Below are 25,333 nucleotides of genomic sequence, written 5' to 3'. Positions count from 1 at the left end.
AGAGCGTCATGCGCATCGCCGTCGTAGGAGCCGGGGCCGTGGGCGGCGCGCTGGCCGGGTATCTCGCCGCCACGGGCCGGCACGAGCTGTCGCTGCTGGCCCGCGGCGCCCATCTCGCGGCGATCCGCGACGGCGGGCTGACCGTGCAGACGCCGCAGGGGACGCTGAACAGCCGGCCGCGGGCCAGCGACACCGCCGCCGACCTCGGCCCGCAGGACGTGGTGATCGTCACGGTGAAGGGGCACGGGCTGCCGGCCCTCGCCGCGTCCTTCCCCGCCCTGTGCGGGCCGGACACGCTGGTGGTGGCGGCGCAGAACGGCATTCCCTGGTGGTACCTGTACGGCGCCAGCGACGGCGTGACGCCGGAGCCGCTGGAGGTGGTCGATCCCGGCGGCGCCGTCTGGTCGGCCATCGGGCCGGAGCGGGTCGCCGCCTGCGTGATGGAGGTGCTGCCCGCCCGCATCGTCGAGCCGGGCACCGTCGCCCACACCGCCATGCCGGTGCTGGCCTTCGGCGCCCCCCGGCCCGGCGATCACGCGGAGAAGCTGGCGGCCCTGGCCGACTCCTTCAACGCGGCGGGCGCCACCGCCCGCCTGCCCGCCGACATCCGCGTGCCGCTGTGGAGCAAGCTGATGCTTAACATGGCGGTCGGCCCGACCAGCGTGCTGACCGGCGCCACCATGGGCGCCATGGAGCAGGCTCCCGGCATGGCCGCCGTCCAGGGCCGGCTGATGCGCGAATGCCTGAACGTCGCCCATGCCTGGGGCGTCGCCCTGCCCGACGACATCGACGAGCGGCTGAGCCGGGGCAGCGGCGTGCCCGGCCACAAGCCGTCGATGCTCCAGGATTTCGAGGCGGGGCGCAGCATGGAGATCGACCCCATCGTGACCACCGTCCTGGAGCTGGCCCGCCGCCGCGGCGTGCCGGTGCCGACCATCGAAACATTGTGGGCGCTGACCGCCCTGAAGGAGCGGGTGGCGCGCGCCTGAGCGCAGGACGCCACCGGCCCCCTCCCAGCCCTCCCCCGCTTCGCGGGAGAGGGTGCCTTCCGCGACGCGGCGGCAGTCCCCTCCACCGCCAAGGGCGGGGAGGGTCAGGAAGGGGGCAGCGCTTCCCAACGAACCGTTTTCCGGAGAAGACAACCAATGTCCCCCGCTTCCGATCGCATCACCAACTTCATCGCAGGCTCCTGGCGTCCGGGCCGCGACCGGCTCGACATCTTCAACCCGTCGAATCTGGACGAACTGGCCGGCTCCTACTCGCTGGCCGGCGCCGACGACGTGGCGGAGGCCGTCGCCGCGGCGCGCGCCGCCCAGCCGCAATGGCGCGCCGCCACGGTGGAGCAGCGCTCGCTGGTGCTCGACGCCATCTCCCGCGCGCTGTTCGACCGCAAGGACGAGCTGGCGCGCATCGCCGCGACCGAGGGCGGTAAGACCATCCCCGACGCGCTGGGCGAGATCACCCGCGCCGCCCACCTCGCCCGCTTCTTCGCCGCCGAGGCGCTGCGCGCGCCGGGCGAGACGCTGGGCTCGGTCCGGCCCGGCGTCGAGGTCGACGTGACGCGCGAGCCGGTCGGCGTCATCGGCCTCGTCACGCCCTGGAACTTCCCGGTCGCCACGCCGATGTGGAAGATCGCCCCGGCGCTGGCCTTCGGCAACGCGGTGATTTGGAAGCCGTCGGAGAAGACCCCCGGCATCTCCATCGCCGTCACCCGCCTCATCGCGGAGGCGCTGGAGGCCCACGGCATGCCCGCGAGCCTGTTCAATCTGGTGATCGGCGCCGGCCCCAACGTCGGCGCCGCCGTGGTCGATGCGGTGGACGCCGTGTCCTTCACCGGCTCCGTCAACACCGGGCGGCGCATCGCCGTGCGCTGCGCGGAGCGGATGATCCGCGTCCAGCTGGAGCTGGGCGGCCAGAATCCGCTGGTCGTGCTCGGCGACGCCGACCCGGAGCGCGCCGCCGAAATCGGCGTCAACAGCGCCTATTTCCACGCCGGCCAGCGCTGCACCGCCACCGGCCGCTTCATCGTCGAGGACTCCGTCCACGACGCCTTCGTCGCCGCGATGACGGAGCGCATGGCGGCGCTGCGCGTCGGCCACGCCCTGCTGCCGGAGACCCAGATCGGCCCGGTCATCGACGAGTTCCAGCTCACCAAGAACCTGCAATACATCGACACCGGCCTGAAGGAAGGCGCGCAGCTGGCCTCCGGCGGGGGGCGACTGGACCGGCCGACGCGCGGCTGGTTCCTCGCCCCGACGCTGTTCACCGAAACCAGCAACGCCATGACCATCAACCGGGAGGAGGTGTTCGGCCCGGTCGCCAGCGTCATCCGCGTCAAGGATTACGAGGAGGCCCTGGCTGTCGCCAACGACACCGACTACGGCCTGTCGTCGGGCATCATCACCAACTCGATGAAGCACGCCCGCCACTTCCAGGCCAACATCCAGGCCGGCATGACCATGCTGAACCTGCCGACGGCCGGCGTCGACTACCACGTCCCCTTCGGCGGCCGGAAGATGTCGAGCTACGGCCCGCGTGAGCAGGGACGCTCCGCCATCGAGTTCTACACCATCATCAAGACGGCCTATCGCGCGCTGTGACGCCGAACCGAAGCCCAGGGAGAGCCTCCTTGTCCAAAGACATCTCGGGGTCCAACGACACCCTGACCACCGGGCGGCCGGACTTCGCGACGGCCGTGCTCGCCCCCATCCACGCCATCGTCGGCGACCGCGGGCTGATCACCGACCCCGGCACCATGCAGCCCTTCATGGAATCCTGGCGCGACGGCTGGGTCGGCCGCTCCCCCGCCGTGGTTCTGCCCGACAGCACCGAGGCGCTGGCCGCCGTGGTGCGCGTCTGCGCGCAGACGCGCACCCCCATCGTGCCCCAGGGCGGCAACACCGGCCTGACCGGGGCCAGCCAGCCGCACGCGGACGGGACGGAGATCGTCCTCTCCACCAACCGGCTGAACCGCATCCGCGAGATCGACATCGACAACGACACGATGACGGTGGAGGCCGGCTGCATCCTCGCCAACATCCAGAACGCGGCGCGCGACATCGGCCGTCTGTTCCCGATGAGCCTCGCCGCCGAGGGCTCCTGCCAGATCGGCGGCAACATCGCCACCAACGCCGGCGGCGTGCAGGTCGTGCGTTACGGCAACATGCGCAACCTCGTCGCCGGGCTGGAGGTGGTGCTGCCCGACGGGCGGATCTGGGACGGGCTGCGCGGGCTGCGCAAGGACAACGCCGGCTACGACATGAAGCAGATCTTCATCGGGTCGGAAGGCACGCTCGGCATCGTCACCGCCGCGGTGCTGAAGCTGTCGCCGCTGCCGCGCGCCACAGCCACGGCGCTGGTCGCGGTGTCGGCCCCCAGCGACGCCGTCGATCTGCTGACCCGCGCCAAGGGTGTCGCCGGCGACCGCATCATCACCTTCGAGCTGATCCAGCGCGACTGCATCGACGTCGCCCGCCGCCATGTGCCGGACGTGCCCGACCCGCTGCGCGACCGCTATCCCTGGTACGTGCTGGTCGAGCTGGCCGACCAGGACGGCGGCAACCGCCTGATGGAGATGCTGGAAGGCATTCTGGAAGCCGGAATGGAGGCCGGGGAGGTGCTGGACGGCGTCGTCGCCGCCTCCAAGGCCCAGGCCGATTCGCTGTGGCGCATCCGCGAAGGCATCCCGGAAGGCCAGAAGCGCGAGGGCGTGTCCTTCAAGCACGACGTGTCGGTGCCGATCTCCCGCGTGGCGCGCTTCCTCGACCGCGCCAACGCGGCGCTGGAGCGGGAATGCCCAGGCATCCGCCCCTTCGCCTTCGGCCATCTCGGCGACGGCAACATCCACTTCAACCCGATCCAGGCGGAGGGCGGCGACCCGGCCGAATGGAAGGCGAAGCTTGCGACGGTCAACGCCATCGTCCACGACATCGTGGTCGACCTTGGCGGCTCCATCTCCGCCGAGCATGGCATCGGGCGGCTGCGCATCGACGAGATGCCGCGCTACAAGTCCCCGGTCGAGCTGGACATGATGGCGACGCTGAAGCGCGCCTTCGATCCGCACAACATCATGAACCCCGGCAAGATCCTGCGCGCCTGAGCGCGGCCCGGCCAAACAAGGACCGCATCCGATGAAGATCCTCGTCCCGGTCAAGCGGGTGGTCGATTACAACGTCAAGATCCGCGTCAAGGCGGACGGCTCCGGCGTTGAGACCGCCAACGTGAAGATGAGCATGAACCCCTTCGACGAGATCGCCGTCGAAGAGGCCGTCCGCCTCAAGGAAGCCGGCACGGCGACCGAGGTCATCGTGGTCACCGTCGGCCCGACGGCCGCCCAGGAGACGCTGCGCACCGGCCTCGCCATGGGCGCCGACCGCGGCATCCTGGTCCAGACCGACGCCGAGACGCAGCCCCTGGCCGTCGCCAAGGTGCTCAAGGCGCTCGTCGACAAGGAAGGCCCGACGCTGGTCATCCTCGGCAAGCAGGCGATCGACGACGACTGCAACCAGACCGGCCAGATGCTCGCAGCATTGCTGGGCTGGCCGCAGGGCACCTTCGCCTCCAAGGTCACGCCGGGCGAGGGCGCGGTCACCGTGACCCGCGAGATCGACGGCGGCCTGGAGACGGTGCAGCTGACGCTGCCCGCCGTGGTCACCGCCGACCTGCGCCTGAATGAGCCGCGCTACGCCTCGCTGCCCAACATCATGAAGGCCAAGAAGAAGCCCATCGAGACGCTGGCCCCCGACGCGCTGGGTGTCGACGTGGCGCCGCGCCTGACCACGCTCAAGGTCGCCGAGCCGGCCAAGCGCAAGGCCGGCGTCAAGGTCGCCGACGTCGCCGCCCTGGTCGACAAGCTCAAGAACGAAGCCCGCGCGATCTGAAGGGCCCACCGGCTCTAAAGGGGAAATGATCTGACATGTCCATTCTCGTCATCGCCGAACACGACAACGCCGCGCTGAAGGCCGCCACGCTGAACGCGGTCGGCGCCGCCGCCAAGATCGCCAGCTCGGTTCAGGGCGACATCCACGTGCTGGTCGCCGGCCAGGGCGCCCAGGCCGTCGCCGAGGCGGCGTCCAAGATCGCCGGGGTGGCCAAGGTGCTGCTGGCCGACGACGCGGCCTACGCCCACCCGCTGCCGGAGAACGTCGCGCCGCTGGTCGTCGGTCTGGCCAAGGGCTACGGCCCCGAAAAGTATGAGCATCTTCTGGCCGCCGCCTCGTCGGAGGGCAAGAATCTGCTGCCGCGCGTCGCCGCGCTGCTCGACGTCGCGGCGATCTCCGACATCACCGGGGTGGTCTCCGCCGACACCTTCGAGCGGCCGATCTACGCCGGCAACGCCATCGCCACGGTGAAGTCCGCCGACCCGATCAAGGTCGTCACGGTGCGCACCACCGCCTTCGAGGCGGCCGCCGCCACGGGCGGCTCGGCGACGGTCGAGAGCATCGCCGGGACGGGCGACGCCGGCTCGGCCAGGTTCGTCGGCCAGGAGCTGACGAAATCGGAGCGTCCGGAGCTGACCCAGGCCAAGATCGTGGTGTCGGGCGGCCGCGGCATGCAGTCGGGCGACAACTTCAAGCTGCTGGAGGCGCTGGCCGACAAGCTGGGGGCGGCGGTCGGGGCCAGCCGCGCGGCGGTGGACGCCGGCTTCGTGCCGAACGACTACCAGGTCGGCCAGACCGGCAAGATCGTGGCGCCCGAGCTGTACATCGCCGTCGGCATCTCCGGGGCCATCCAGCACCTCGCCGGCATGAAGGACAGCAAGGTCATCGTCGCCATCAACAAGGACGAGGAGGCGCCGATCTTCCAGGTCGCCGACTACGGCCTCGTCGCCGACCTCTTCAAGGCGGTGCCCGAGCTGACGGCCGGGGTGTGACGCTGACAGGCTCGCGCCCCCGCTGACGTCACGCGCAGGAGGTGGAGGCGTCCGGAAAATCGGCGCGGCTCAACCGGTGCACCGCCGCCACCGCCTCGGCGTGGCAGGAGGGCGGATGCCAGGCGAGGCCGCGCCCGACGATCCCGTCCTCCCCCGCCGCGTGCAGGGCGGCCAGACAGACGGGGGGCACCGGGCCGCCCAGCAGCACGGCGCGGGCGTCCAGCCCGACGCGCCGCCCGTGGACGGGATGGTCGGCGCAGAGCAGCCGGTCCGCCGCCGCGATGGCCGTTTCGGCCGCTGCCCCCAGCTCCGCCCGCAGCAGCGGGGCGGCGTCGAGGGCCAGCGCGCCGAAGCCCAGCGCGTCGATGACGGCGCTGTCCCCGATCGCCGGCAGGCGCGGGCGGGGAGTACCAATGTCCGGCCCTTGCGGGGCGGCCACCGGCGCGCTCGCCCAGCCCTCGCCCATCATGCCGGACAGGCGCAGCCCGAAGCGCACCCCGTTGCCACCCGCCGCCGTGACCAGCGCCGCCCCCGGCACGCCGTCGGCGGCCAGCATCATCGCCTTGCAGGCGGCCATCCAGGGGTTGAGGAAGAACTGCCCGGCCTCCTTCAGGAAGGCGCAGACCGCGCCGGTCCCGCCCAGCCGCGACACCAGCGTCTCGGTCAGCAGCGCCGAAGCCACCCCGACGCGCCCGTGCAACTCGTCCCCCTGCCCCATCGCCTCGCAGGCGATGCCACGCAATTCCACCGGCCCGATCCCGGCCAGCGCCGGGCCGACCGCGCCGTGCAGCAGGCGCAGCCGCTCCACCACCGCCCCGCTGACGATGCCGAAGCGCAAGGCGGGGCCGCCGCCCTCGTTGAGCGGGCTGTAGGCGCGGGCGCCGGAGCCGCCCGCATCCTCCACCACATGCAGCCACATCGACCGCGACACGACGGCGGCCAGCGGGGTGACCACGCCCATGTCCTGCGCCGGGCGCAGCGTCACGGCGCCGCTCAAGACCATGGCACGGGCCTCCTCCACGCCGCCGGCCACACCTTCGAACAGCAGCGCCGCGGCGGCGGCGTTGAGGATCGGCGGGCAGATCTCCGCCGGATCGGCGAAGGGCGGCCCGGCGTGCAGCAGCGTGTGGCGGTCGAGCCCGATCCGCTCCCCGGCGGTTCCGGTTTCCGTCCACACCGGAACGGCGGCCAGCATCCGCTCCACGGCCCGCGAAGTGGCGTCGTTCATCGCGTGTATCCCCAACTCTCTCGGTGTTTACGGTGCCGTTACGGCAAATGCAGCGGGGCGCGGCCGTAGCCGTTGCTGGCGTCGACCAGATGCAGCAGGTAGCGCAGGAAGACCGCCCGGTCCTCCTTCGGCAGGGGCGCGATGGTGCGGTCGTGGGCGCGCTGGGCCTTCTTGTCCATGCGGCGCAGCAGCTTCCGGCCCTCCGCCGTGATGGCGGCCAGCTTCATGCGCTTGTCCACCGGGCTGGCCCGGCGCTGGATCAGCCCGCGCTCGGCCAGCCGCGCCAGCACGCCCGCCGTGGTCGTGCGGTCGATGCCGATCTGGGCACCCAGCGTCACCTGATCCAGGTCGGGGCGTTCCGCCAGGGCGGTCAGCACGCTGTACTGGACGGGGGTGATGTTGAACTCCGCGCACTCCTCCATGAACATGGCGACGTGGATCTGGTGCAGGCGGCGGATGAGGAATCCGGGACGCTCCGCCAGGACGCGGTACGCCTCTTCGATCAGGGGGTCGTCTAATGTCATCGCGGGCGGTCCGTCGGAGCGGGTTTGGAAAATTGACTTCCAGAGAGGATGGCGGCGGGCCGGAGGATCGGCAACCGGGCCGGAAGACGGTGGCGCCTAGCCCATCAGCGACACATGCGCCGCGACGATCCGCCAGCCCTCCGGCATGCGGACCCAGGTGTGGCTCTGCCGCCCGACGCGCTCGGTGGAAGGGCGCGTGAATTCGGTGTTGGCGGTCGCCATGTCGCGGCCATAGGTGGTGATGACGGTGTTGCGCAAGCTCCGGTCCAGCCCCGCCGCCGGGCGGCCCTGGCGGAAGGCGGCGATGGCGTCGTAGCCGTACAGGTTCTCGCCCACGCCGTAGCGCAGGGTCGCCGGGTGGTTCCAGAACAGCTCGTCCAGGACCGCCACGTCGTTGCCGGTCAGCGCGCGCTCGTAGCGCTCGAAGGCGGCGGTGACCTCGGCCACCACCTCGGGGATGTTGATCTCAAGCGTCATGCGAAGAGGTCCTCGGCGATGGCCAGAAGCGTCGAATCGCTGCCGCGCGGGCCGATCAGCGACAGGCCGAGCGGGCAGCCCTGGAGCCGCGCCGCGGGAATGGAGACTTGCGGCAGACCGGCCAGACCGGCGGGGCAGAGGATCGCCAGCGCCCGACCGCGCTCCGCGTCCACCGCCGCCCCCGACGAGCCGCGCAGCGGCGCGATGCCCGGCGCGCTGGGCAGGATGATGAGCCCGTCCGTTCCCAGAAGGGCGTCCATTCGCCGCCGGATGCCCTCCCGCGCCTCCGCCGCCGCGCGGGCCAGGGCGGGATCGAGCGTGGCGGCCGCGGCGAAGCGATCGCGCACCCCCGGGCCGAAGGTCGGCTTCGTCGCCGCGATCCAGGCGCCGTGCGCCGCCCAGGCCTCGGCGGCCTGGAGCGTCTGGAAGACCGGGCGCCATCGATCCAGCCCCTCCGGGGCCAGCGTCACGGTCTCCGCACCCCCGAACCGCTCGCGCAGCCGCTCCAAGGCCGGGGTGAGGGCGGCGCGCACCGTCTCCCCCGCCACGGCGAAGGCGTCCTCGGCGACCCGCAGGCGGCGGAGCGCCGGGGCGGACGCCGGGGGCAGCACCACCGCCCCGACGCGGCGGAGCAGCGCCGCCTCGCGCGCGAACCAGCCCACGGTGTCGAAGCTCGGCGCCAGGGGAACGGAGCCGTCCAGCGGAACCGCCCCGTGGGTGGGCCGGATCCCGTAGAGACCGCAATAGCTCGCCGGCAGGCGGACCGACCCGCCGGTGTCCGTCCCGATGGCGAAATCCACCGCCCTGCCCGCCACCGCGGAGGCCGACCCGCTGGAGGAGCCGCCGGGGATGCGGCCCGGCGCCTGCGGGTTCTCCGGCGTGCCATAGTGGGCGTTCTCGCCGGCCAGGCTCCAGGCCAGCTCGTCGGTCAGGGTCTTGCCGGCGACGCGCCCCCCGGCGTCCAACAGCCGCTGCACGGCGGGGGCGGTCTCCCGCGGAACCTCGTGGGTGCGCAGCCAGTCCGGGTTGCCGGCCCCGGTGGGCAGGCCGGCGATGTGGAACAGGTCCTTCACCGCAAAGCGCAGCCCGGCCAGCGGGCCGCTTGCGGCACCGGCGACCTCGGTCCGGCCGTCGGGGACGAAGGCGTTCAGAGGATCGTTCGGCATGATGCGGTGGTCAATCTCACGTTCGGAAACGGCACGGCACTCCCTCTCCCGGGGCGGAAGAGGGATTATCGGGAACGGCTGTGGTTGTTTTGCAGAGAGCGGCCGCCGAACAGGCCACGCAGCCAGTCTTTCAGCATCACCCACAGCAGATTGCCAGCGTTCAGTTCCTTGGCTGGCTCGGGGGCCGGCTCGGGGGTCGGTTCGGGGGCGGACTCGGCGGCAGGCTCGGGAACCGGGGCGGCCGCCGTGTCCGAAGACGCAGCCGCCATCACCTCCGCCGGTGCGCTCGCCGCCAGCTTGGCTTCCAGGTTGCGGGCGAACTCGGCGGTCAGGCGGTTGGCGATCTCCTGAACGATGGCGCCGCGGCTGAACTGGGCCAGCACGCCTGTCAGGGTGAAATCGACGGTCAGGTCGATGCGCGTCCCCGCACCCTCTTCCAAAACCGAAAAGGTCACGTCGGCCTTGGCGCGGGAGTTGTTCTTGGGGTCCGTGCCCTGGCCGTGGATGACGCCGGTGTGGGTCGCCTCGTCCATCGCCAGCGTGCCCTCCCCCGCGAAGACGGCGGCGATGGGGCCGAGCTTCACGCGCATCTGCCCGAAGATGCGGTCGCCCTCGCGCGGCTTGGTCAGCGAGGCGCCGGGCATGCAGGACATCACCTGCTCCACGTCGCCGAGCAGCGGCCAGACGCGGGCGCGCGGGAAATTGACGGCAAGGGTCTGGGTCATGGTCGGCATGGGCTTACCCCGCGTTCGTGTTGCGCGCGTCGATGACGCGGCGGATGGCGTTGACGATCCCGACATAGCCGGTGCAGCGGCACAGGTTGCCGCTCATCGCCGTGCGGATCGCCGGGTTGTCGACGTCCGGGCGGCGCAGCACCACGTCGCGCGCCGCCACCAGCATCCCCGGCGTGCAGAAGCCGCACTGGAGGCCGTGCTCGGCGGAGAAGGCCTCGCGCAGCTCCGTGGCGACGGGATCGTCGTCCAGCCCCTCCACCGTGGTGATGGACCGCCCGTCGCAGGCCACCGCGAAGGTGATGCAGGAGCGCGCCGGTTCGCCGTCGATCAGGATGGTGCAGGCGCCGCACACGCCGTGCTCGCAGCCCAGATGGGTGCCGGTCAGCAGCTCCCGCTCGCGCAGGAAGTCGCCCAGATGCTGGCGCGGCGGCACGCTGGCCTCGACGCGCGTGCCGTTGACGGTCAGGGAAATGGTTTTGGCGTGGGCGCTCATGACATCACCTGCGCGATGGCGCGCTTCAGCGCGACGGTGTGGGTCCGAAGGGCGATGGGGTCGTCCGCGGCGGGGCTGCCGGCGAGATGCGCCGCCATCGCCGCTTCGGTGCAGCCGCCCTCGAACAGGGCCGGGCCGTCGATCACCACCGGCTTGCCGGAGGTCGCACCGGCGACGCAGCGCTGGACGCCGCGGGCCGGGTCGATCAGCACCGCCCCGGTGGCGTGGGAGAACTCGCCGGTCTTGCGGCAGACCTTGTAATAGCCCCAGCGCGCCCGGTCGGACAGGGCGGGGACATGGATTTCCGCGACGATCTCGCCCGGCTGCAACGCCGTCTCGAACACGCCGAGGATGAAGTCGGTCATCGGCACGCTGCGCCGCCCGCTTCGGCCCGCGATCACCACGTCGGCGCCGAGCGCGGTCAGCACGTTCACCCAGTCCGCCGCCGGATCGGCGTGGGCGAGGCTGCCGCCGATGGTGCCGCGGTTGCGCACCGCGCGGTAGGCGATCACCGCCGCCACGGACGGCAGAACGCCGCGCGTCACGTCCGGGTAGTCGCCGTCCTCCAGCCGCGCGTGGGTGACGCAGGCGCCGATGACCAGCCGGTCGCCTTCCCGACGGATCGTCCGAAGCTCGGCGATGCGGGTGATGTCCACCAGCAGCTCCGGCTGGGCCAGCCGCAGGTTCAGCATGGGGCCGAGCGACTGCGAACCCGCGACGGGCCGCACCATCACGTCCTCGCGCGCCAGAAGCTCCAGCGCCGCGTCCAGCGTCGCCGGCTGCGCGTAGTCGAAATCGACCGCCTTCATGCCGCACCCCGCGTTTCGGCGATGGCGGCAAGGATGACCTCCGGAGTCATCGGCGCGTTCGTCACGATGACCTCCAGTGGCTTCAGCGCGTCGTTGATGGCGTTGCAGATCGCCGCCGGCGGGGCGATCGCGCCACCCTCGCCGATGCCCTTCACGCCGAACTCGGTGTAGGGCGAGGGGGTCAGCATGTGGATGATCCTCACGTGCGGGACCTCGGTGAAACCGGGGATCAGGTAATCCGCGAAGGTGGAGGCGAGCGGCTGGCCCTCCGCGTCGTAGGGCATCCGCTCGTAGAGCGCGGTGCCGACGCCCTGGGCAACGCCGCCGTAGATCTGGCCGTCGACGACCATCGGGTTGACCATGGTCCCGGCGTCCTCGACCACCACGTAGTCGAGGATTTCGACCTGCCCGATCTCCGGGTCCACGGCCACCGCCACGGCGTGGGTGGCGTAGGAGAAGGTGCCGTGGTCGCTGCCCGGCTTGTAGCCGGCGGTGACCTCCAGCCCGCCCCGGTCCACGTCGGCGGGGAGGAGCTGCGGCGCGCGGTACCAGGTGTGGGCGATCTCGCGGATCGTCACCGCGGCGGCCCCGGCCTTCACCGCCCCTTCCTCCAGAACCACCCCGTCCGGCCCGGCCTGCATCAGATGCGCGCCGATCCGGCGCAGCCGCTCGGCGAGCGTGCGGCAGGCGGTGGCGACGGCACCGCCGGCCATGACCATGCTGCGCGACCCCCAGGTGCCCGTCGAATAGGGCGTCAGGCCGGTGTCGCCGTGCACCAGCTTGATCTTCTCCAGCGGGATGCCCAGCACCTCGTGGGCGACCTGGGCGAAGGTGGTCTCCATGCTCTGGCCGTGCGACTGCACGCCGACGCGCAGCTCCAGCCCGCCGTCCGGGGTGATGCGGGCCTGCGCCTGTTCGTGCCCCGGCACCATGGGGATGCCCCAGCCGTGATAGACGGCGGTGCCGTGGGCCGACTGCTCGCAATAGGTGGCGAAGCCGACGCCGATCAGCCGGCCGTCCGCCTCTCCGTTTTTCTGGCGGGCGCGCCAGCCGTCAAGCTCGATGGCGGCGACGGCGCGGCGGACGGATTCGGGATAGTCGCCGCTGTCGAAATGCTTCCGCGTCACGTTGTCGAAGGGCATCTTCTCCGGCGGGACGAGGTTTTCCAGCCGCACCTGCCACGGCTCCCGCCCAACGGCGTCGGCCACGGCGTCGATCATCTGCTCCATGGCGAAGCACACGCCGGTGCGCGCCACGCCGCGATAAGGCACGATCGGCGGCTTGTTGGTGCAGACGGAGAAGGTGCGGCAGCGGTAATGCGCGAAGTCGTAGGGGCCGGGCAGGATGCTGCCGACCTGCGCCGCTTCCAGGCAGGCCGAGAAGGGATAGACGGAGTAGGCCCCGGCATCGACCCAGGCGTCGGCCTCGATCCCCAGCAGCCGCCCGCGCGCGTCGGCGTAGGCGGTGATCTCGTAATGGTGCTCGCGGGCGTTGGCGGCGGCCACCAGATGCTCCCGCCGGTCCTCGGTCCAGCGGACGGGGCGGTCGAGGCGCATGGCGATCCAGGCGGCCACGATCTCCTCGGGCTGGAGCAGGCCCTTCCAGCCGAAGCCGCCGCCGACGTCCGGCGCCACCACGCGGATCAGCCCCTGGTCGAGGTCCAGGCATTCCGACAGGCCGGCGCGCACGATGTGCGGCATCTGGGTGGAGGTGGTCAGGACGAGCTGTTCGACATGGCGGTCCCAGTGGGCGACCACGCCCTTGCCCTCCAGCGGCACCATGCATTGGCGCGCCGTGCGGATGGTCCGCGACACCTTCACCGGGGCGGTGGCGGCGATCTCCGCGATGTTGCCGCCGACGTTGGTCTCCAGGAAGACGTTGTCCGGCCAATGGTCGTGCACCCTGGGCGCGCCGGGCTTCACCGCCTCCAGCATGTCGGCATTCACCGGCAGCTCGGCGTAATCGACGAAGACGGACGCCGCGATGTCCTCGGCCTCGGCGCGGGTGGCGGCGACGCAGACGGCCACCGGCTCGCCGACGAAGCGCACCTTGCCGTCGGCCAGCGCCGGCTGCTCCGACACCTTGAAGCCGGGCAGGCCCGACACGGCGCGGATCGGCTTGACGCCGCCCGCCGCCAGGTCCGCCCAGGTGAAGACGGCGCCGCGGTGCTCCTCCGGAATCTCGATGCCGGTGATGGTCGCGTGGGCGACCGGGCTGCGCACGAAGGCCAGCTCCTTCATGCCGACCAGGGCGATGTCGCCGACGAAGCGGCCCCGCCCGCGCAGCAGCCGGTCGTCCTCCTTGCGGCGGACCCTGGCGCCGACACCGGAACCGGCGCCCGATCCAGCGGTGCTAACCTCTCCCATTCCCTGACCCTCTCTTTTTTCTTAACCGCCCAGATAGGCGCGCTGGATGTGGTCGTTGGCGAGCATGGCCTGCCCGGTTCCCTGCTCCATCACCTGCCCGCTCTCCAGCAGGTAGGCGCGGTCGCACATGTCGAGCGCGGCGTAGGCGTTCTGCTCGACCATCAGCACGGTGGTCCCTTCCCGGCGGATGTCCGACACGATCTCGAAGGTGCGCTCCACGAGGTTGGGGGCGAGGCCCAGCGACGGCTCGTCGAACAGCACGATCTTCGGGCGCGACATCAGCGCGCGCGCGATGGCCAGCATCTGCTGCTCGCCGCCCGACATGGTGCCGGCGGGCTGGTTCAGCCGCTCCTTCAGGCGGGGGAAGCGGTGGAACAGCCGCTCCATATCCTGGGCCACCGCCTGATGGTCGCGGCGCAGATAGGCGCCCATCTCCAAATTCTCGCGCACGGTCAGGTGGGGGAAGACGCGCCGCCCCTCCGGACAGTGCGCCACGCCCAGCGCCAGCACCGTGCGGGGGGCGGCGTTGCCGATCTCCCGCCCCTCGAAGGTGATGCGGCCCGAGGCCAGCGGCAGCAGGCCGCTGATGGCGCGCAGCGTCGTGGTCTTGCCGGCGCCGTTGGCGCCGATCAGGGTGACCAGCTCCCCCTCCTCCACCGTCAGCGAGACGTTGCGGAGCGCCGGGATCTGGCCGTAGCAGACGGTGATCCCCTCAACCTTTAGCATGCTTCACCCCCTGGCCCAGATAGGCCTGGATCACGTCCGGGTTGGCGCGGATGACCTCCGGCGGGCCTTCGGCGATGATGCGCCCGTGGTTCAGCACCACCACGCGGTCGGAGATGGTCATCACCATGCGCATGTCGTGCTCCACCAGCAGGATGGTCACGCCGCGGTCCCGGATGCGCTGGACGACGCCCATGAAGGCCTCCGTCTCCGACGGGTTCAGCCCGGCCGCCGGCTCGTCCAGCAGCAGCAGCTTGGGGTCGGCGGCCAGCGCGATGGCGATGCCGAGCAGCCGCTGCTCACCGTAGGCGAGGTTGCCGGCCAGCTCGTCGGCGCGGTGCGACAGGCCGACGAAGGCCAGGATCTCGGCCACCGCCGCCCGCATCCGCTCCGTCTCCGCCCGCACCGAGGCGAGCCGCAGCAGTGCCCCCCAGGTCTCCGCCCGGCCCTGCCGGTGCATCCCGGTCAGCACGTTGTCGAAGACGGTGCAGCCGGCGAAGATGCTGGTGCGCTGGAAGGTGCGCACGACGCCCAGGCCGGCGATGCGGTTGGAGGACAGGCGCGTCAGGTCGGTGCCGCGGAACAGCACCTTGCCACCGGTTGGCTTCAGGAAGCCGGTAATGACGTTGAAGGCCGTCGTCTTGCCCGCCCCGTTGGGGCCGATCAGGCTGACGATCTCCCCCTCCGGCACGGCGAAGCTCATCGAGGCGATGGCGATCAGGCCGCTGAAGTGGACGGCAACCTCGCGCACCTCAAGGATTGGCGCGGCGGATTCGTCGAGGGCGAGGCTCATGCCGAGGTCTCCTTGCGCAGGCCCAGCGCCGTCCCGGCGACGCGCTTGCGGCGGCCGGCGACCCAGGTCTTCACCGCCGGGACGATGCCCTGCGGCAGGAAGAAGACGACCACGATCATGGCGACGCCGTAGATGATCCACTGCACCTCGGGCCGCGCCACTTCACGCAGCACCTCGGGCAGGATGCCGAAGGCGAGGCCGCCGACGATCGGTCCGGCCAGCGTGCCCTTGCCGCCCGTCACCACCATGATGACCATGGTCACCGTGTAGATGAACATGAAGACGTCCGGGTCGACGATGCGGATGTAGTGGGTGTAGAGCCCGCCCGCGGCCCCGGCCATGCCCGCCGCGATCACCGTGGCGACGACCAGATAGCGCGTCACGTCGATCCCGACCGAGCGCGCCAGCGACTCGTTCTCGCGCAGCGCCACCAGCGCCCGGCCCACCCGCGACTGCACCAGCCGCTGGATCACCAGGAAGCAGACCACCGCGACCGCCAGCACCAGAAGGTAATTGTATTCCTTCTTGTAGAGCGGGATCACCCCGTCCCACGGCAGCCAGACCGACAGCGGCGGGATGTTGTTCAGCGCCATCGGCCCCTCGGTCAGGTCCACCCAGTTCAGCGCGACCATGCGCATGACCTGGGCGAAGCTGATGGTGACGATGACGAAGTAGGCCCCGCGCACCCGGAAGGCGAGCTTGCCGATCAGGAAGCCGAACAGCGCCGCCATCAGGATGCCGCCGAGGAAGGCGATCCACACCGGCTGCGGCCCCAGCACGAAGGGTTCCGCCCCGCCGAGATCCAGGTCGAAGCCCAGCGACAGCAGCGCGCTGGTGTAGGCCCCGATCCCGAAGAAGGCGATGTGGCCGAGGCTGAGCTGCCCGGTGTAGCCGAGCAGCAGGTTCAGGCTCATCGCCCCGATGATGAAGATGCCGGTCGAGGTCAGGACGTAGAGGATGTACTGGTCGCCCAGCCACAGCGGCCCGACCGCCATGACCAGAACGAACAGCCAGGGGAGGAGACGCGTCGTCATCCGATCCGCTCTTTCATGGCGAAGAGACCCTGGGGCCGCACGATCAGCACGGCGATGATGAGGATGAAGCCCATGGCGTCGCGGTAGCCCGACGACAGGTAGCCGGCGCCGAATTCCTCGGCGAGCGCCAGGACGAAGCCGCCGATGGTGGCGCCAGGGATGTTGCCCAGCCCGCCCAGGATGACGATGGCGAAGGCCTTCAGCGCCACCAGATCGCCCATGGTCGGCGTGACCACGAAGATCGGGCCGAGCAGCGCCCCCGCCGTGGCGGCGAGGCCGGAGCCGAGCGCGAAGGTCAGCGTGTACATCAGCCCGCGGTTGACCCCCATCAGCGCCGCCGTGTCCGGGTCCTGGAAGGTGGCGCGCATGGCCACGCCCAGCTTGGTCCGGTTGATGAGCAGGTAGAAGCCGCCCAGCAGCAGCAATGCCACGCCCAGGACGAACAGCCGGTTCATGCCCACCGACACCGACCCCAGCACCACCGGCTCGGTCGGGAAGGGGCTGGGCACCGACTTCGCCACACCGCCCCAGACGAGCTGCTCGCCGGCCTGCATGGCGATGCCGGCGCCGATCATCACCAGCATGGTGGTGTCGATGTCCGCACCCTTCAGCGGGCGCAGCAGCGTGAATTCGATCAGCGCCCCCAGCGCCATGCCCAAAACGGCGGCCATCGCCAGGGACATGAAGAAGTTCAGCCCCATCATCCCGGCCAGCATGTAGGCCATGTAGGCGCCGAAAGTGTAAAGCTCGCCATGGGTGAAGTTGACCACGCGCATGATGCCGAAGATCAGCGTCAGGCCGATTCCCAGCAGCGCGTAGGTCCCCCCCAGGACCACGGCGTTCAAAAGGTGCTGCAGATGCGCTTCCACCGCGTGTCTCCTTACTTCCCCTCTTCCATCCCGGGAGAGGGTGGCGCCGAAGGCGACGGGTGAGGGTCGCCCGAGGATCAGCGCCTTGATCCTCGTACGCCCCTCACCCTCCCCGCGCCTGCGGCGCGGGCCCCTTCCCTCTCCCGGGGCGGGAGAGGGCGGTGAAGCCGGTTACGGCATCGTCACCTTGCCGTCCTTCACCTGGACGACGTAGACGTTGGCCTCGTTCTGGCCGCTCTCCTTGCCCTCCGGGCCGTCCTTCTTGAAGGCGATGTCGCCGTTCACGCCGGCCAGCTTCACCGTCCACAGCGCGTCGCGGATGGCCTGCGGCTCGGCCTTGCCGGCCGTCTTGATGGCTTCCACGATGGTCATGATGCCGTCAAAGCCGCGGTAGCCCTCGGTCAGGCCGGCGAAGTCGTAGCCCTTCTTGTTCCAGCCATCGACGAAGGTCTTGGCGACCGTCGGGTGCACCGCCTTCTCCGGGAACCAGGGGGCGAAGAACAGGGTGAAGTAGCCGCCGTCCGCCGCCGCGCCCGCCTGTGCGATGAGCTGGTCGGGGGAGGAGGAACCACCGTTGGTGATGATCCGGTGCGGCAGGCGCAGCTCGGCCGCCTGCTTCAGGATCAGGGTGATCTGCTCGACGCCGGTGGTGACGAACAGCGTGTCGCCGCCCGACTGCTTGATGCTGGAAAGCTGGGCCGACAGGTCGGTGGCCTCCGGCGCCATCGTCTCGGTGACGCCGATCTTGACGCCCTTGGCCTGGAGCATCTTGCGGAACTCGTCCGCCGAGCCGCGCCCGAAGTCGTTGTTCACCGCCAGGAAATCAGCCTTCTGGATGGCCGGCTGGAAATGGTCCAGCTTCTCCGCGAAGGACTTGGCCTCCATGGCGGAGGTCGGGGCGATGCGGAAGACCCACGGGTTGCCCGAGGTGGTGATCTTGGTCGAGGAGGAGGTCTCGACCACCAGCGGCACGCCGTACTCCACCAGCTTCGGCATCACCGCCAGGGTGAAGGTGGAACTCCAGGCGCCCATCAGCACCGGGACCTTGTCGCGCACGATCAGCTTCTCGGCGGAGGCGACGGCCTCCTTCGGGTTGCTCTTGTTGTCCTCGATGATCAGCTGGATCTTCTTGCCGAGAACGCCGCCGTTGGCGTTCACGACCTCCTCCGCCACCCGCGCGCCGTTGGCCACGTAGTTGCCTGACGCGGCGACCGCGCCGGTCAGCGGCTGGGTCACGCCGATCTTGATCGTCTCCTGCGCAAAGGCCACGCCCGGCGCCAGCAGCGCGGCGCTCAGAAGCAACGCCGTGGTCTTCATCGTCCGCATGTCGTCTAACCCCCTCTGTTCTTGATTGTGCCTCGGTTCGGCGGTCACCAGGCGGCGACCGCGCCGTCGCTGCGGGGATCGGTCGCCCCCTCCAGCGTTCCGTCGGCATGGCGGACGATGGCGCCCGCATGCCCCATGGTGCTCGTGAACGGGTCGAGCAGTTCGACCGCGTGCCCGGCGTCGCGCAGGGCGGCGACCAGGGCGGGGTCGAAGCGGCTTTCCAGCTTCAGCGTCACGCTGTCCTCGCCCCAGGTGCGGCCGAGCAGCCAGCGCGGCGCGGTGACGGCGGCCTGCAGGCCCTGCCCGAACATCCCGTAGCGGGAGAAGACGGCGGCCTGGGTCTGCGGCTGCCCCTCCCCGCCCATGGTGCCGTAGACCATGCCGCGCCCGTCGTCGAAGCGGGCCATCGCCGGGTTCAGCGTGTGGAAGGGCTTGCGCCCCGGAGCCAGCGCGTTCCAGCCATCCTCCGCCAGACGGAAGGAGGCGCCACGGTTCTGCCAAGTGATCCCGGTCTCCGGCAGGACGAGGCCCGAGCCGAATTCGAAATAGACGCTCTGGATCATGCTGACGGCGCGGCCCTGCCCGTCGATCACGCCCAGCCACACCGTGTCGCCCGGCTTGGCGACATGCGGCCAGGGCAGCGCGCGGGCGCGGTCGATGTTGGCGGCCAGACCGTCCAGCACCGCGTCGTCGAGAAACGTCTGGGCCTCCCGTCCCATGTAGACCGGGTCGCCGACCTCGCGGTCGCGCACCAGGAAGGCCTGCTTGGTCGCCTCGATCAGACCGTGGATGTGGTCAAAGCCTTCGCCCTCGGTCACGCCCAGCCGGTCGAACAAGGCGAGGATCATCAGCGAGGCCAGACCCTGCGTCGGCGGCGGGTGGTTGAACAGCCGCGCCCCGCGCACGCCCACCGACAGGGCCGGGCGGCGGTGCGCCGCGTGGGCCGCGAGATCCGCCGCGTCCACCGGCGAGCCGGCGCGCTGCAGATCCGCCGCGATGGAGGCGGCGAGCGGCCCGCGGTAGAAGCTGTCCAGACCCTCCGCCGCCAGCCGGCGCAGCGTGGCGGCCAGCGCCGGCTGCTTCAGCGTGGAGCCTTCCAGCGGCACGGCGCCGCCCGGCAGGAAGGTGTCCTTGAAGCCGGGAACGTCCTTCAATTCGTGCAGCTTCTGGCGGGTCAGCCCTTCCTGGCTGGCGGTGACCGGGATGCCCTGCTCGGCGTGGGCGATGGCCTCCTCAAGGATGCGGGCGAGCGGCAGCGGGGCGGCCCAGCCGGCGCTGACGGCCAGCGCCTCGCGCCAGCCGTCGATGGTGCCGGCGACCGTGTTCGCCGCCAGCGGCCCGCGCCAGGGCACCGTCTCGTGGCCGTGGCGCCGGTAGAGGTCGAGCGAGACCGCCTTACCCGCCCCGCCGCAGGCGTCGATGGCGACGGGATCGCGCCCCGGCTCGGCGATCAGCCAGAAGCCGTCGCCGCCGATGCCGGTCATGTGCGGGTAGACGACGGCCAGAGCCGCGGCGACCGCGACCGCCGCCTCGACGGCGGTGCCGCCGTCGCGCAGGATCTGGAGCCCGGCCTGGCTGGCGAGATGATGCGGGGAGGTGACCATTCCCCGGCGGCTGCGCGGCGTGTTCAGCATGGGAACCTCACGGAAGAAGGCCGCGGGCCAGGAAGAAACCCTCTCATTTTTATGGATATCCGACTTTTTCCGTTGGTTTCCCATCCCTTTGCGAACGCTGTGCCAACCGGCGGGGCGCGGCGCATTTCCGTCCGGTGGGCGGGCGGACGCGGCGGGGCGCCAGGACCGAAAATCGCCTTGATGTTGGGCAAACGGATTGAAGGCGGGACGGCGCAACCTCGGAAGAGCGCAGGCTAACTTTTTGAAAAACAATCAATAGTCGTGAATTCCGGGCGCAACGCCCCTCCGCTCGATTCCTGCGCAACCTTTGCCTGCCGCGCAGGCACTCATCAGTATGCTGACGATCTGAGGGCGTCCGTTGACGGCCGGTTCATGGCGCGCCCCAGCGGCCGTGGGCGGCCCTGAAAACCCGCCAAAACCCGCGGTTTTCGCCCCGGCTTCGGGGTTCGTGCACAAATCGGCAGCAGGGCGCCGCGCGGTCCTGCTCCGCCGGAAATCGTCAGCATACTGCGGAAAACGGCGCGTCGCAGGGTGGCGAGCGCATGCCGTGGCATGCGGTATTGTGCGTATTTTGACCACCGAATGCCCAACCGGCGGTCATTCGTCAGCATGCTGAAGTTTTGTGCGCCTCGACGAATCCCTCCCGTCCTGGCATGCGCCTTGCTGAAGAAACGGCCAGATAAAAATCAGCGCAAGAAGGTGGGTTATGTCAGAGACGCACACGTTCGACCTCGTGCTCCGCGGCGGACGGATTCTCGATCCGGCCAACGGGCTGGATCTGGTCGGCGATCTGGCGGTCGCGAAAGGCCGCATCGCGGCGGTGGCGGAACGGCTGCCCGACGATGCCGCCGACACCATCCTTGATGTCTCCGGAAAGCTCGTGACGCCGGGCCTGATCGACACCCACGCGCACGTCTTCGAGAAGGTCACCGGGCGCTTCGGGCTGAACCCGGACATGGTGGGCGTGCGCTCCGGCGTGTCGACGCTGGTCGACCAGGGCGGGCCGAGCCTGATGACCCTGCCGGCCTTCCGCCGCTTCATCGCCGAGCCGGCGCGCTCGCGCACGCTGTGCTTCCTGTCGGCCTATCTGGTCGGCGGGCTGGAGGGCCATTACTACCCGCAGCTCTACCGTCCGGATTGCGTCGATGTGAACGCCACCATCCGCGTCGGGCGCGAGAACCGCGACATCGTCAAGGGCATCAAGGCCCACGCCGAGGTCGGCGGCGCCTCGCGCTGGGGCCTGGACGTCATCAAGCAGGCCAAGCGCATCGCCGACGGCATCGGCGTGCCGCTCTACGTCCATCTCGGCCAGCTCTGGCCGGAGGTGGAGGGCGGCGAGGCCGTCGATCCCGACATGCTGGTGGAGGAGCTGGTCCCGCTGCTCGATCCGCGCGACATCCTGGCCCATCCCTTTACCCGTCATCCCGGCGGCTTCATCTCCACCCGCACCGGCGAGGTGCATCCGGTCATTTACAAGGCGCTGGAGCGCGGGCTGACCGTGGACGTCGGCCACGGCTCGCATTTCAGCTTCGAGATGGCGCGGCGGACGCTGGCGGCGGGCATCCTGCCCTACACGCTGGGCGCCGACCTGCACGGTTACAACGTGAAGGCCCCGACGGCGGGCGCCGGCGGCGACCGCGAGGCCAACCCCTTCTACGGCGTCGCCCCCTTCAGCCTGACCCACGCGATGACCGAGCTTCTGACGCTGGGCATGGCGCTGGGCGACGTTCTGAAGACGGTGACCAGCAACCCCGCCGCCATGCTTGGCATGACCGACGAGATCGGCGCGCTGACTCCGGGCATGGCCGCCGACGTGGCGGTTCTGGAGGTCAAGGCCGGCCGCTGGCAGCTCAGCGACAACAGCGGCGAGCGGGTGACCGCGCCGGAGATGATCGTTCCGGCCTTCTCGCTGCGCGACGGCGTGATGCAGGAGGTGGACAGCCCGCTGCTGCCGAAGCCGATTCCGGTCGCGGCGTGAACGAAACGGTCCCCCACCCCGGCCCTCCCCCGCTTCCGCGGGAGAGAGTGCCTTCCGCGAAGCGGCGGCAGTCCCCTCCACCTCGTAGAGGGGGAGGGTTAGGGAGGGGGCGGCGTCGGCACCCGAACACCCCATCATCCCACGAAGGACTCCGCCCATGTCCGAAGCCGCGCTCGCCTTCTGGATGTTCGAGGTCCCCGCCCGCTGCCGCGACGCCGAGGGGCGGCGGCTGGGCAAGGCCCGCGCCCTGCTGCTGTCCCCCCCGCGGCGCCAGCAGCGCATGATGCTGGAGCTGGCGCACGACACCCCGCTCGACACGGGAAGCCGCGTCGTCACACGGCGCGCGGCCTTCGTGGTCGAGCGTTGCGAGGGCGAGTCCGGTTTCGGCTACCGGCGCTACGCCGTGCGCTGCGTCGGGACGCGGCCGGCCCCGTGATAAAAGCCGGGCGCGGCTGATCCACATCAAGGCGCGGAGGGCTCCAGCCGGGAATATTAATCGAACGATTAATAACTCGCTTTGGAGACTCCCATGACCACCCCCGCCCCCGCGCCGCATGAGGGCCTGTGCGCGAAACTCCTGCGCGGTTGGCGCGGCGCGCGGTCCCTGGACACGCTCCAGGCACTGGCGCCGCACGACCGCGACCGCGTGCTGGCTGACGCCGGTCTGACCGATTTGACCGCCCCGGCCGTGCTGCGCGCCGGCCATGTCGGCGCGTTGCTGCCCGCCGCGATGGCCCTGCACGGCGTTGACGGCGCCGCGGTGGAGCGGGACCGCCCCGACCTGATGAACGACCTGCAGCGCGTCTGCGCGCTCTGCCGCAGCGCCCGCACCTGCCGCCACCTGCTGGCCGAAGGCTGCACGCAGCCGGAGCACGCGCTTCTCTGCCCCAACGCCGACACGCTCGACGCGCTCCGTTGAGGAGCGCGCCGACCACGGCGCCAAAACACCGCCGTGGGACACATCCGTAAAAAATCCCCAACCGTCTTCGTCGGAAAAGCGATTGACAGCGCCGCGACGCGACCGTTAGCATCCCTGCATAATTAATTGGCCGTATAATAAAACACGGGAACGGTTGCCGCATCGGACGGCACGCCGTTCCCGCAACGGGCCGACGCGCCCACGCCGAGAGCGGCGGGGCGCCGACAGGGAATCGTCATTCGCCGTCATCGCGACATCACCGTCGAACGCGGAGGGAGAGATGAGAAACGTGGTTCTGGGCGGCCTGCTGTTGACCGGCATCGCCGCGTCGGTTCCGGCGCAGGCGCAGGACACGGTCAGGATCGGGCTGGTCCAGCCGCTGACCGGATCGGTCGCCTACAACGGCAAGTCCGTGGTGGAAGGCGCCCGGCTCGCCGTCGAGGAAATGAACGCCGCGGGGGGCGTCCTCGGCAAGAAGATCGAACTGATCGTCGAGGACGGCCAGTGCACCCCGGCCAACTCGGTCAACGCCGTCGAGAAGCTGGTGCAGAAGGACAAGGTCGTCACGCTGGTCGGCGCCTTCTGCAGTTCCGCCACCGCGGCGATCATGCCGGTGGCACAGAAATACAAGCTGCCGCTGATCACCGGCGTGTCGTCGAAGGCCAGCCTGACGGAGCAGGGCAACCCCTACTTCTTCCGCGCCGCCGAGACGGACGCGCTGATGGCGGAAGCCTTTGCCAAGATCCTCGCCAACGACCTGAAGCTGACCAAGGTCGCCTACATCGGCGTCAACGACGACTGGGGCCGCGGCGGCGTCGAGGAGTTCTCCCGAGACCTGACGGCGCTGGGCGTCAAGACGGTGCTGACCGAGTATTTCGACCACGGCGCCACCGACTTCTTCACGCTGCTGACCAAGCTGCGCGCCGCCAAGCCGGACGGCGTGTTCGTCGCCGCGGAGACGCAGGACGGCTCCATCCTGGTCAAGCAGATCCGCGAGATGGGGCTGGACACCAAGGTGTTCGGCGTCGGCTCCTGGGCCACCGCCGACTTCATCAACCTGACCGGCGAGGCCGCGGAGGGCATCCACGCCGCCGTCCCCTACGCCTCCAGCATGGACACCCCGCGCAACCAGGCCTTCGTCCAGAAATATCAGGCGAAGTACGGCATCAAGCCCGGCAAGTACGGCGCCGCCGGCTACAACGCGCTGAACATCGCCGGACAGGCCATCGCGCGGGCCGGCGGCACCGACGCCGAGGCCATCCGGGCGTCGCTCGCCAAGACCAGCTACGAGGCGCCGAACGGCGTCTACAAGTTCACCGACAAGGGCCAGGCCTATGGCTTCGACGCGGTGCTGGTGCGGATCGAGAAGGGCGAACCGAAGGTGATCGCCTCCACCCCGGTGGACGCGCCGCACTGACCGGCGGACGCGCCGCGGGGCTGCCGTGACGGCACCGTCCCCGCGGCGCGCACCGATCCAACGCACCGTTTGTGCGGGCCTGCTTTTGCGAGAACGTCATGGATCTCTTTCCGCAGTTCCTGGCCAACGGGCTGGTGATGGGCGTGTTCTACGCGCTCTCCGCCCTCGGCCTGACGCTGATCTTCGGCCTGATGCGCGTGGTCAACTTCGCCCATGGCGAATTCTACATGCTGGGCGGGGTCAGCGGCTGGTTCGTCACCAATTACCTGGGTCTCGACTTCTTCAGCGGCCTGATCGTGGTCGCCGCCTTCATGGCCGCCGTCGGCTGGCTGGTCGACCGTTTCCTGATCGAGCGGGTGCGCGGCCAGGGTGAGGAGCCGGGCATCCTGCTGACCATCGGCCTGTCGATCTTCCTGGTCAACGGCACGCTCCTGCTGGTCGGCCCGGCGCCCATGAAGGTGGCCGGTGCCGTGGCCGAAGGGCCGCTGTTCTTCGGCCCGATCGCGGTGACCAAGCTGCGCCTGCTGGCCGTGGCGGTGGGCATCGCCCTGATCGTCGGCGCCCATCTGCTGATCCGCCGGACCCGGCTGGGGGCGGCGATGCGCGCCACCTTCCAGGACCCGATGGCGGCCAGCCTCGCCGGCATCCGCACCGGCCACGTCTACGCCGCCACCTTCGCGCTGGGCTGCACGCTGGCCGCCCTGTCGGGGATGCTGCTGGCCTCCATCTACTCCGCCCAGGCGTCGGTCGGCGGGCTCATCAGCCTGAAGAGCTTCGTCGTGGTGATCCTCGGCGGCATGGGCAGCTTCGCGGGCGCCATCGCCGGGGGCCTGCTGCTGGGCGTCGCCGAGGCGATGTGGGGCGGCTACGTCTCCATGGGCATGGTGGACGTGATCGGCTTCGTCCTGGTCATCCTGATCCTGCTGTTCCGGCCCCAGGGCCTGTTCTCGATCCGCACGGAAAGGGCCTGA

The 25,333-nt window shown here is 70.4% G+C and carries 24 protein-coding genes; 10 read left to right on the top strand and 14 right to left on the bottom strand.

Going from position 1 to position 25,333, the window contains the following annotated elements; translation table 11 throughout:
* Window positions 1-8 precede the first annotated feature (8 nt).
* The 5 genes from ABVN73_RS24680 to ABVN73_RS24660 all read left to right on the top strand — a co-directional run bounded on the left by ABVN73_RS24680 (window position 9) and on the right by ABVN73_RS24660 (window position 5,872).
* Window positions 9-989 carry a 2-dehydropantoate 2-reductase gene (locus ABVN73_RS24680; protein WP_353861730.1) on the top strand — a complete coding sequence of 327 codons (981 nt, stop codon included), beginning with the start codon at window positions 9-11 and terminating at the stop codon, window positions 987-989.
* Between the two features lie 156 nt (window positions 990-1,145).
* Complete coding sequence (locus ABVN73_RS24675; RefSeq protein ID WP_353861729.1) at window positions 1,146-2,600, top strand: aldehyde dehydrogenase family protein; 1,455 nt, start codon at window positions 1,146-1,148, stop codon at window positions 2,598-2,600.
* A gap of 29 nt (window positions 2,601-2,629) precedes the next feature.
* Window positions 2,630-4,099, top strand: a complete 1,470-nt coding sequence (locus tag ABVN73_RS24670) for an FAD-binding oxidoreductase (protein ID WP_353861728.1) — start codon at window positions 2,630-2,632, stop codon at window positions 4,097-4,099.
* Between the two features lie 31 nt (window positions 4,100-4,130).
* The gene (locus ABVN73_RS24665; protein ID WP_109469352.1) at window positions 4,131-4,880 is read left to right on the top strand and encodes an electron transfer flavoprotein subunit beta/FixA family protein; all 750 of its coding nucleotides are present in this window, start codon (window positions 4,131-4,133) and stop codon (window positions 4,878-4,880) included.
* Window positions 4,881-4,915: 35 nt separating this feature from the next.
* The gene (locus tag ABVN73_RS24660) at window positions 4,916-5,872 is read left to right on the top strand and encodes an FAD-binding protein (RefSeq protein WP_109469353.1); all 957 of its coding nucleotides are present in this window, start codon (window positions 4,916-4,918) and stop codon (window positions 5,870-5,872) included.
* Window positions 5,873-5,900: 28 nt separating this feature from the next.
* Here ABVN73_RS24660 and ABVN73_RS24655 read toward each other — a convergent pair whose 3' ends face one another.
* From ABVN73_RS24655 to ABVN73_RS24590, 14 genes are all read right to left on the bottom strand, one after another.
* Window positions 5,901-7,100: a DUF1116 domain-containing protein gene (locus ABVN73_RS24655; RefSeq protein ID WP_109068480.1), complete on the bottom strand. Its 1,200-nt coding sequence runs from the start codon at window positions 7,098-7,100 to the stop codon at window positions 5,901-5,903.
* A 38-nt stretch (window positions 7,101-7,138) separates the two neighbouring features.
* A complete protein-coding gene (locus ABVN73_RS24650) occupies window positions 7,139-7,624 on the bottom strand; it encodes a MarR family transcriptional regulator (protein WP_094307009.1) in 486 nt (161 codons plus the stop codon).
* A 96-nt stretch (window positions 7,625-7,720) separates the two neighbouring features.
* On the bottom strand, window positions 7,721-8,101 hold the full coding sequence (gene hpxZ / locus ABVN73_RS24645) for an oxalurate catabolism protein HpxZ (RefSeq protein WP_035682152.1): 381 nt from the start codon (window positions 8,099-8,101) through the stop codon (window positions 7,721-7,723).
* Window positions 8,098-9,267: an amidase gene (locus tag ABVN73_RS24640; RefSeq protein ID WP_353861727.1), complete on the bottom strand. Its 1,170-nt coding sequence runs from the start codon at window positions 9,265-9,267 to the stop codon at window positions 8,098-8,100. Before ABVN73_RS24640 ends, hpxZ begins: the two co-directional genes overlap by 4 nt.
* 65 nt (window positions 9,268-9,332) lie before the next feature.
* On the bottom strand, window positions 9,333-10,001 hold the full coding sequence (locus tag ABVN73_RS24635; RefSeq protein ID WP_199230034.1) for an SRPBCC family protein: 669 nt from the start codon (window positions 9,999-10,001) through the stop codon (window positions 9,333-9,335).
* Window positions 10,002-10,005: 4 nt separating this feature from the next.
* Entirely contained in the window at window positions 10,006-10,494 is a 489-nt protein-coding gene (locus tag ABVN73_RS24630) for a (2Fe-2S)-binding protein (RefSeq protein WP_353861726.1), read from the bottom strand.
* Window positions 10,491-11,303, bottom strand: coding sequence for an FAD binding domain-containing protein (locus ABVN73_RS24625; protein ID WP_353861725.1), 813 nt, complete (start codon window positions 11,301-11,303; stop codon window positions 10,491-10,493). Before ABVN73_RS24625 ends, ABVN73_RS24630 begins: the two co-directional genes overlap by 4 nt.
* Window positions 11,300-13,669 carry a xanthine dehydrogenase family protein molybdopterin-binding subunit gene (locus tag ABVN73_RS24620; RefSeq protein ID WP_353861724.1) on the bottom strand — a complete coding sequence of 790 codons (2,370 nt, stop codon included), beginning with the start codon at window positions 13,667-13,669 and terminating at the stop codon, window positions 11,300-11,302. Before ABVN73_RS24620 ends, ABVN73_RS24625 begins: the two co-directional genes overlap by 4 nt.
* A 21-nt stretch (window positions 13,670-13,690) precedes the next feature.
* Complete coding sequence (locus tag ABVN73_RS24615; protein WP_014199601.1) at window positions 13,691-14,395, bottom strand: ABC transporter ATP-binding protein; 705 nt, start codon at window positions 14,393-14,395, stop codon at window positions 13,691-13,693.
* On the bottom strand, window positions 14,382-15,185 hold the full coding sequence (locus ABVN73_RS24610; RefSeq protein ID WP_145626208.1) for an ABC transporter ATP-binding protein: 804 nt from the start codon (window positions 15,183-15,185) through the stop codon (window positions 14,382-14,384). Before ABVN73_RS24610 ends, ABVN73_RS24615 begins: the two co-directional genes overlap by 14 nt.
* The gene (locus tag ABVN73_RS24605; protein ID WP_353861723.1) at window positions 15,182-16,219 is read right to left on the bottom strand and encodes a branched-chain amino acid ABC transporter permease; all 1,038 of its coding nucleotides are present in this window, start codon (window positions 16,217-16,219) and stop codon (window positions 15,182-15,184) included. The genes ABVN73_RS24610 and ABVN73_RS24605 overlap by 4 nt, the downstream gene beginning before the upstream one ends.
* Window positions 16,216-17,088 carry a branched-chain amino acid ABC transporter permease gene (locus ABVN73_RS24600; protein WP_035682121.1) on the bottom strand — a complete coding sequence of 291 codons (873 nt, stop codon included), beginning with the start codon at window positions 17,086-17,088 and terminating at the stop codon, window positions 16,216-16,218. The genes ABVN73_RS24605 and ABVN73_RS24600 overlap by 4 nt, the downstream gene beginning before the upstream one ends.
* Window positions 17,089-17,259: 171 nt before the next feature.
* The gene (locus ABVN73_RS24595) at window positions 17,260-18,414 is read right to left on the bottom strand and encodes an ABC transporter substrate-binding protein (RefSeq protein ID WP_353861722.1); all 1,155 of its coding nucleotides are present in this window, start codon (window positions 18,412-18,414) and stop codon (window positions 17,260-17,262) included.
* A 44-nt stretch (window positions 18,415-18,458) separates the two neighbouring features.
* Entirely contained in the window at window positions 18,459-20,048 is a 1,590-nt protein-coding gene (locus tag ABVN73_RS24590; RefSeq protein WP_353861721.1) for a gamma-glutamyltransferase, read from the bottom strand.
* Window positions 20,049-20,754: 706 nt separating this feature from the next.
* Here ABVN73_RS24590 and ABVN73_RS24585 point away from each other — a divergent pair.
* The 5 genes from ABVN73_RS24585 (at window position 20,755) to ABVN73_RS24565 (ending at window position 25,333) form a co-directional block, all read left to right on the top strand.
* Window positions 20,755-22,026: an amidohydrolase/deacetylase family metallohydrolase gene (locus tag ABVN73_RS24585; RefSeq protein WP_353861720.1), complete on the top strand. Its 1,272-nt coding sequence runs from the start codon at window positions 20,755-20,757 to the stop codon at window positions 22,024-22,026.
* A gap of 157 nt (window positions 22,027-22,183) precedes the next feature.
* On the top strand, window positions 22,184-22,462 hold the full coding sequence (locus ABVN73_RS24580) for a hypothetical protein (RefSeq protein ID WP_353861719.1): 279 nt from the start codon (window positions 22,184-22,186) through the stop codon (window positions 22,460-22,462).
* 93 nt (window positions 22,463-22,555) lie between these two features.
* On the top strand, window positions 22,556-22,945 hold the full coding sequence (locus ABVN73_RS24575; RefSeq protein ID WP_353861718.1) for a hypothetical protein: 390 nt from the start codon (window positions 22,556-22,558) through the stop codon (window positions 22,943-22,945).
* A gap of 280 nt (window positions 22,946-23,225) precedes the next feature.
* Window positions 23,226-24,362 (top strand): penicillin-binding protein activator, encoded by a 1,137-nt coding sequence (locus ABVN73_RS24570; protein WP_137143100.1) that lies wholly within the window; start codon window positions 23,226-23,228, stop codon window positions 24,360-24,362.
* A gap of 98 nt (window positions 24,363-24,460) precedes the next feature.
* A complete protein-coding gene (locus ABVN73_RS24565) occupies window positions 24,461-25,333 on the top strand; it encodes a branched-chain amino acid ABC transporter permease (protein ID WP_014200179.1) in 873 nt (290 codons plus the stop codon).

The sequence above is a fragment of the Azospirillum formosense genome (genome assembly GCF_040500525.1).
GTDB classification, from domain to species: Bacteria; Pseudomonadota; Alphaproteobacteria; order Azospirillales; family Azospirillaceae; genus Azospirillum; species Azospirillum formosense_A.
This window is presented reverse-complemented; position numbering and strand designations above follow the sequence as displayed.

Coding starts and splice junctions, on each gene's coding strand:
- ABVN73_RS24680 (WP_353861730.1), top strand. CDS start 9: ATGCGCATCGCCGTCGTAGGAGCCGGGGCCGTGGGCGGCGCGCTGGCC.
- ABVN73_RS24675 (WP_353861729.1), top strand. CDS start 1,146: ATGTCCCCCGCTTCCGATCGCATCACCAACTTCATCGCAGGCTCCTGG.
- ABVN73_RS24665 (WP_109469352.1), top strand. CDS start 4,131: ATGAAGATCCTCGTCCCGGTCAAGCGGGTGGTCGATTACAACGTCAAG.
- ABVN73_RS24660 (WP_109469353.1), top strand. CDS start 4,916: ATGTCCATTCTCGTCATCGCCGAACACGACAACGCCGCGCTGAAGGCC.
- ABVN73_RS24655 (WP_109068480.1), bottom strand. CDS start 7,100: ATGAACGACGCCACTTCGCGGGCCGTGGAGCGGATGCTGGCCGCCGTT.
- ABVN73_RS24650 (WP_094307009.1), bottom strand. CDS start 7,624: ATGACATTAGACGACCCCCTGATCGAAGAGGCGTACCGCGTCCTGGCG.
- hpxZ (WP_035682152.1), bottom strand. CDS start 8,101: ATGACGCTTGAGATCAACATCCCCGAGGTGGTGGCCGAGGTCACCGCC.
- ABVN73_RS24640 (WP_353861727.1), bottom strand. CDS start 9,267: ATGCCGAACGATCCTCTGAACGCCTTCGTCCCCGACGGCCGGACCGAG.
- ABVN73_RS24635 (WP_199230034.1), bottom strand. CDS start 10,001: ATGCCGACCATGACCCAGACCCTTGCCGTCAATTTCCCGCGCGCCCGC.
- ABVN73_RS24630 (WP_353861726.1), bottom strand. CDS start 10,494: ATGAGCGCCCACGCCAAAACCATTTCCCTGACCGTCAACGGCACGCGC.
- ABVN73_RS24625 (WP_353861725.1), bottom strand. CDS start 11,303: ATGAAGGCGGTCGATTTCGACTACGCGCAGCCGGCGACGCTGGACGCG.
- ABVN73_RS24620 (WP_353861724.1), bottom strand. CDS start 13,669: ATGGGAGAGGTTAGCACCGCTGGATCGGGCGCCGGTTCCGGTGTCGGC.
- ABVN73_RS24615 (WP_014199601.1), bottom strand. CDS start 14,395: ATGCTAAAGGTTGAGGGGATCACCGTCTGCTACGGCCAGATCCCGGCG.
- ABVN73_RS24610 (WP_145626208.1), bottom strand. CDS start 15,185: ATGAGCCTCGCCCTCGACGAATCCGCCGCGCCAATCCTTGAGGTGCGC.
- ABVN73_RS24605 (WP_353861723.1), bottom strand. CDS start 16,219: ATGACGACGCGTCTCCTCCCCTGGCTGTTCGTTCTGGTCATGGCGGTC.
- ABVN73_RS24595 (WP_353861722.1), bottom strand. CDS start 18,414: ATGCGGACGATGAAGACCACGGCGTTGCTTCTGAGCGCCGCGCTGCTG.
- ABVN73_RS24590 (WP_353861721.1), bottom strand. CDS start 20,048: ATGCTGAACACGCCGCGCAGCCGCCGGGGAATGGTCACCTCCCCGCAT.
- ABVN73_RS24585 (WP_353861720.1), top strand. CDS start 20,755: ATGTCAGAGACGCACACGTTCGACCTCGTGCTCCGCGGCGGACGGATT.
- ABVN73_RS24580 (WP_353861719.1), top strand. CDS start 22,184: ATGTCCGAAGCCGCGCTCGCCTTCTGGATGTTCGAGGTCCCCGCCCGC.
- ABVN73_RS24575 (WP_353861718.1), top strand. CDS start 22,556: ATGACCACCCCCGCCCCCGCGCCGCATGAGGGCCTGTGCGCGAAACTC.
- ABVN73_RS24570 (WP_137143100.1), top strand. CDS start 23,226: ATGAGAAACGTGGTTCTGGGCGGCCTGCTGTTGACCGGCATCGCCGCG.
- ABVN73_RS24565 (WP_014200179.1), top strand. CDS start 24,461: ATGGATCTCTTTCCGCAGTTCCTGGCCAACGGGCTGGTGATGGGCGTG.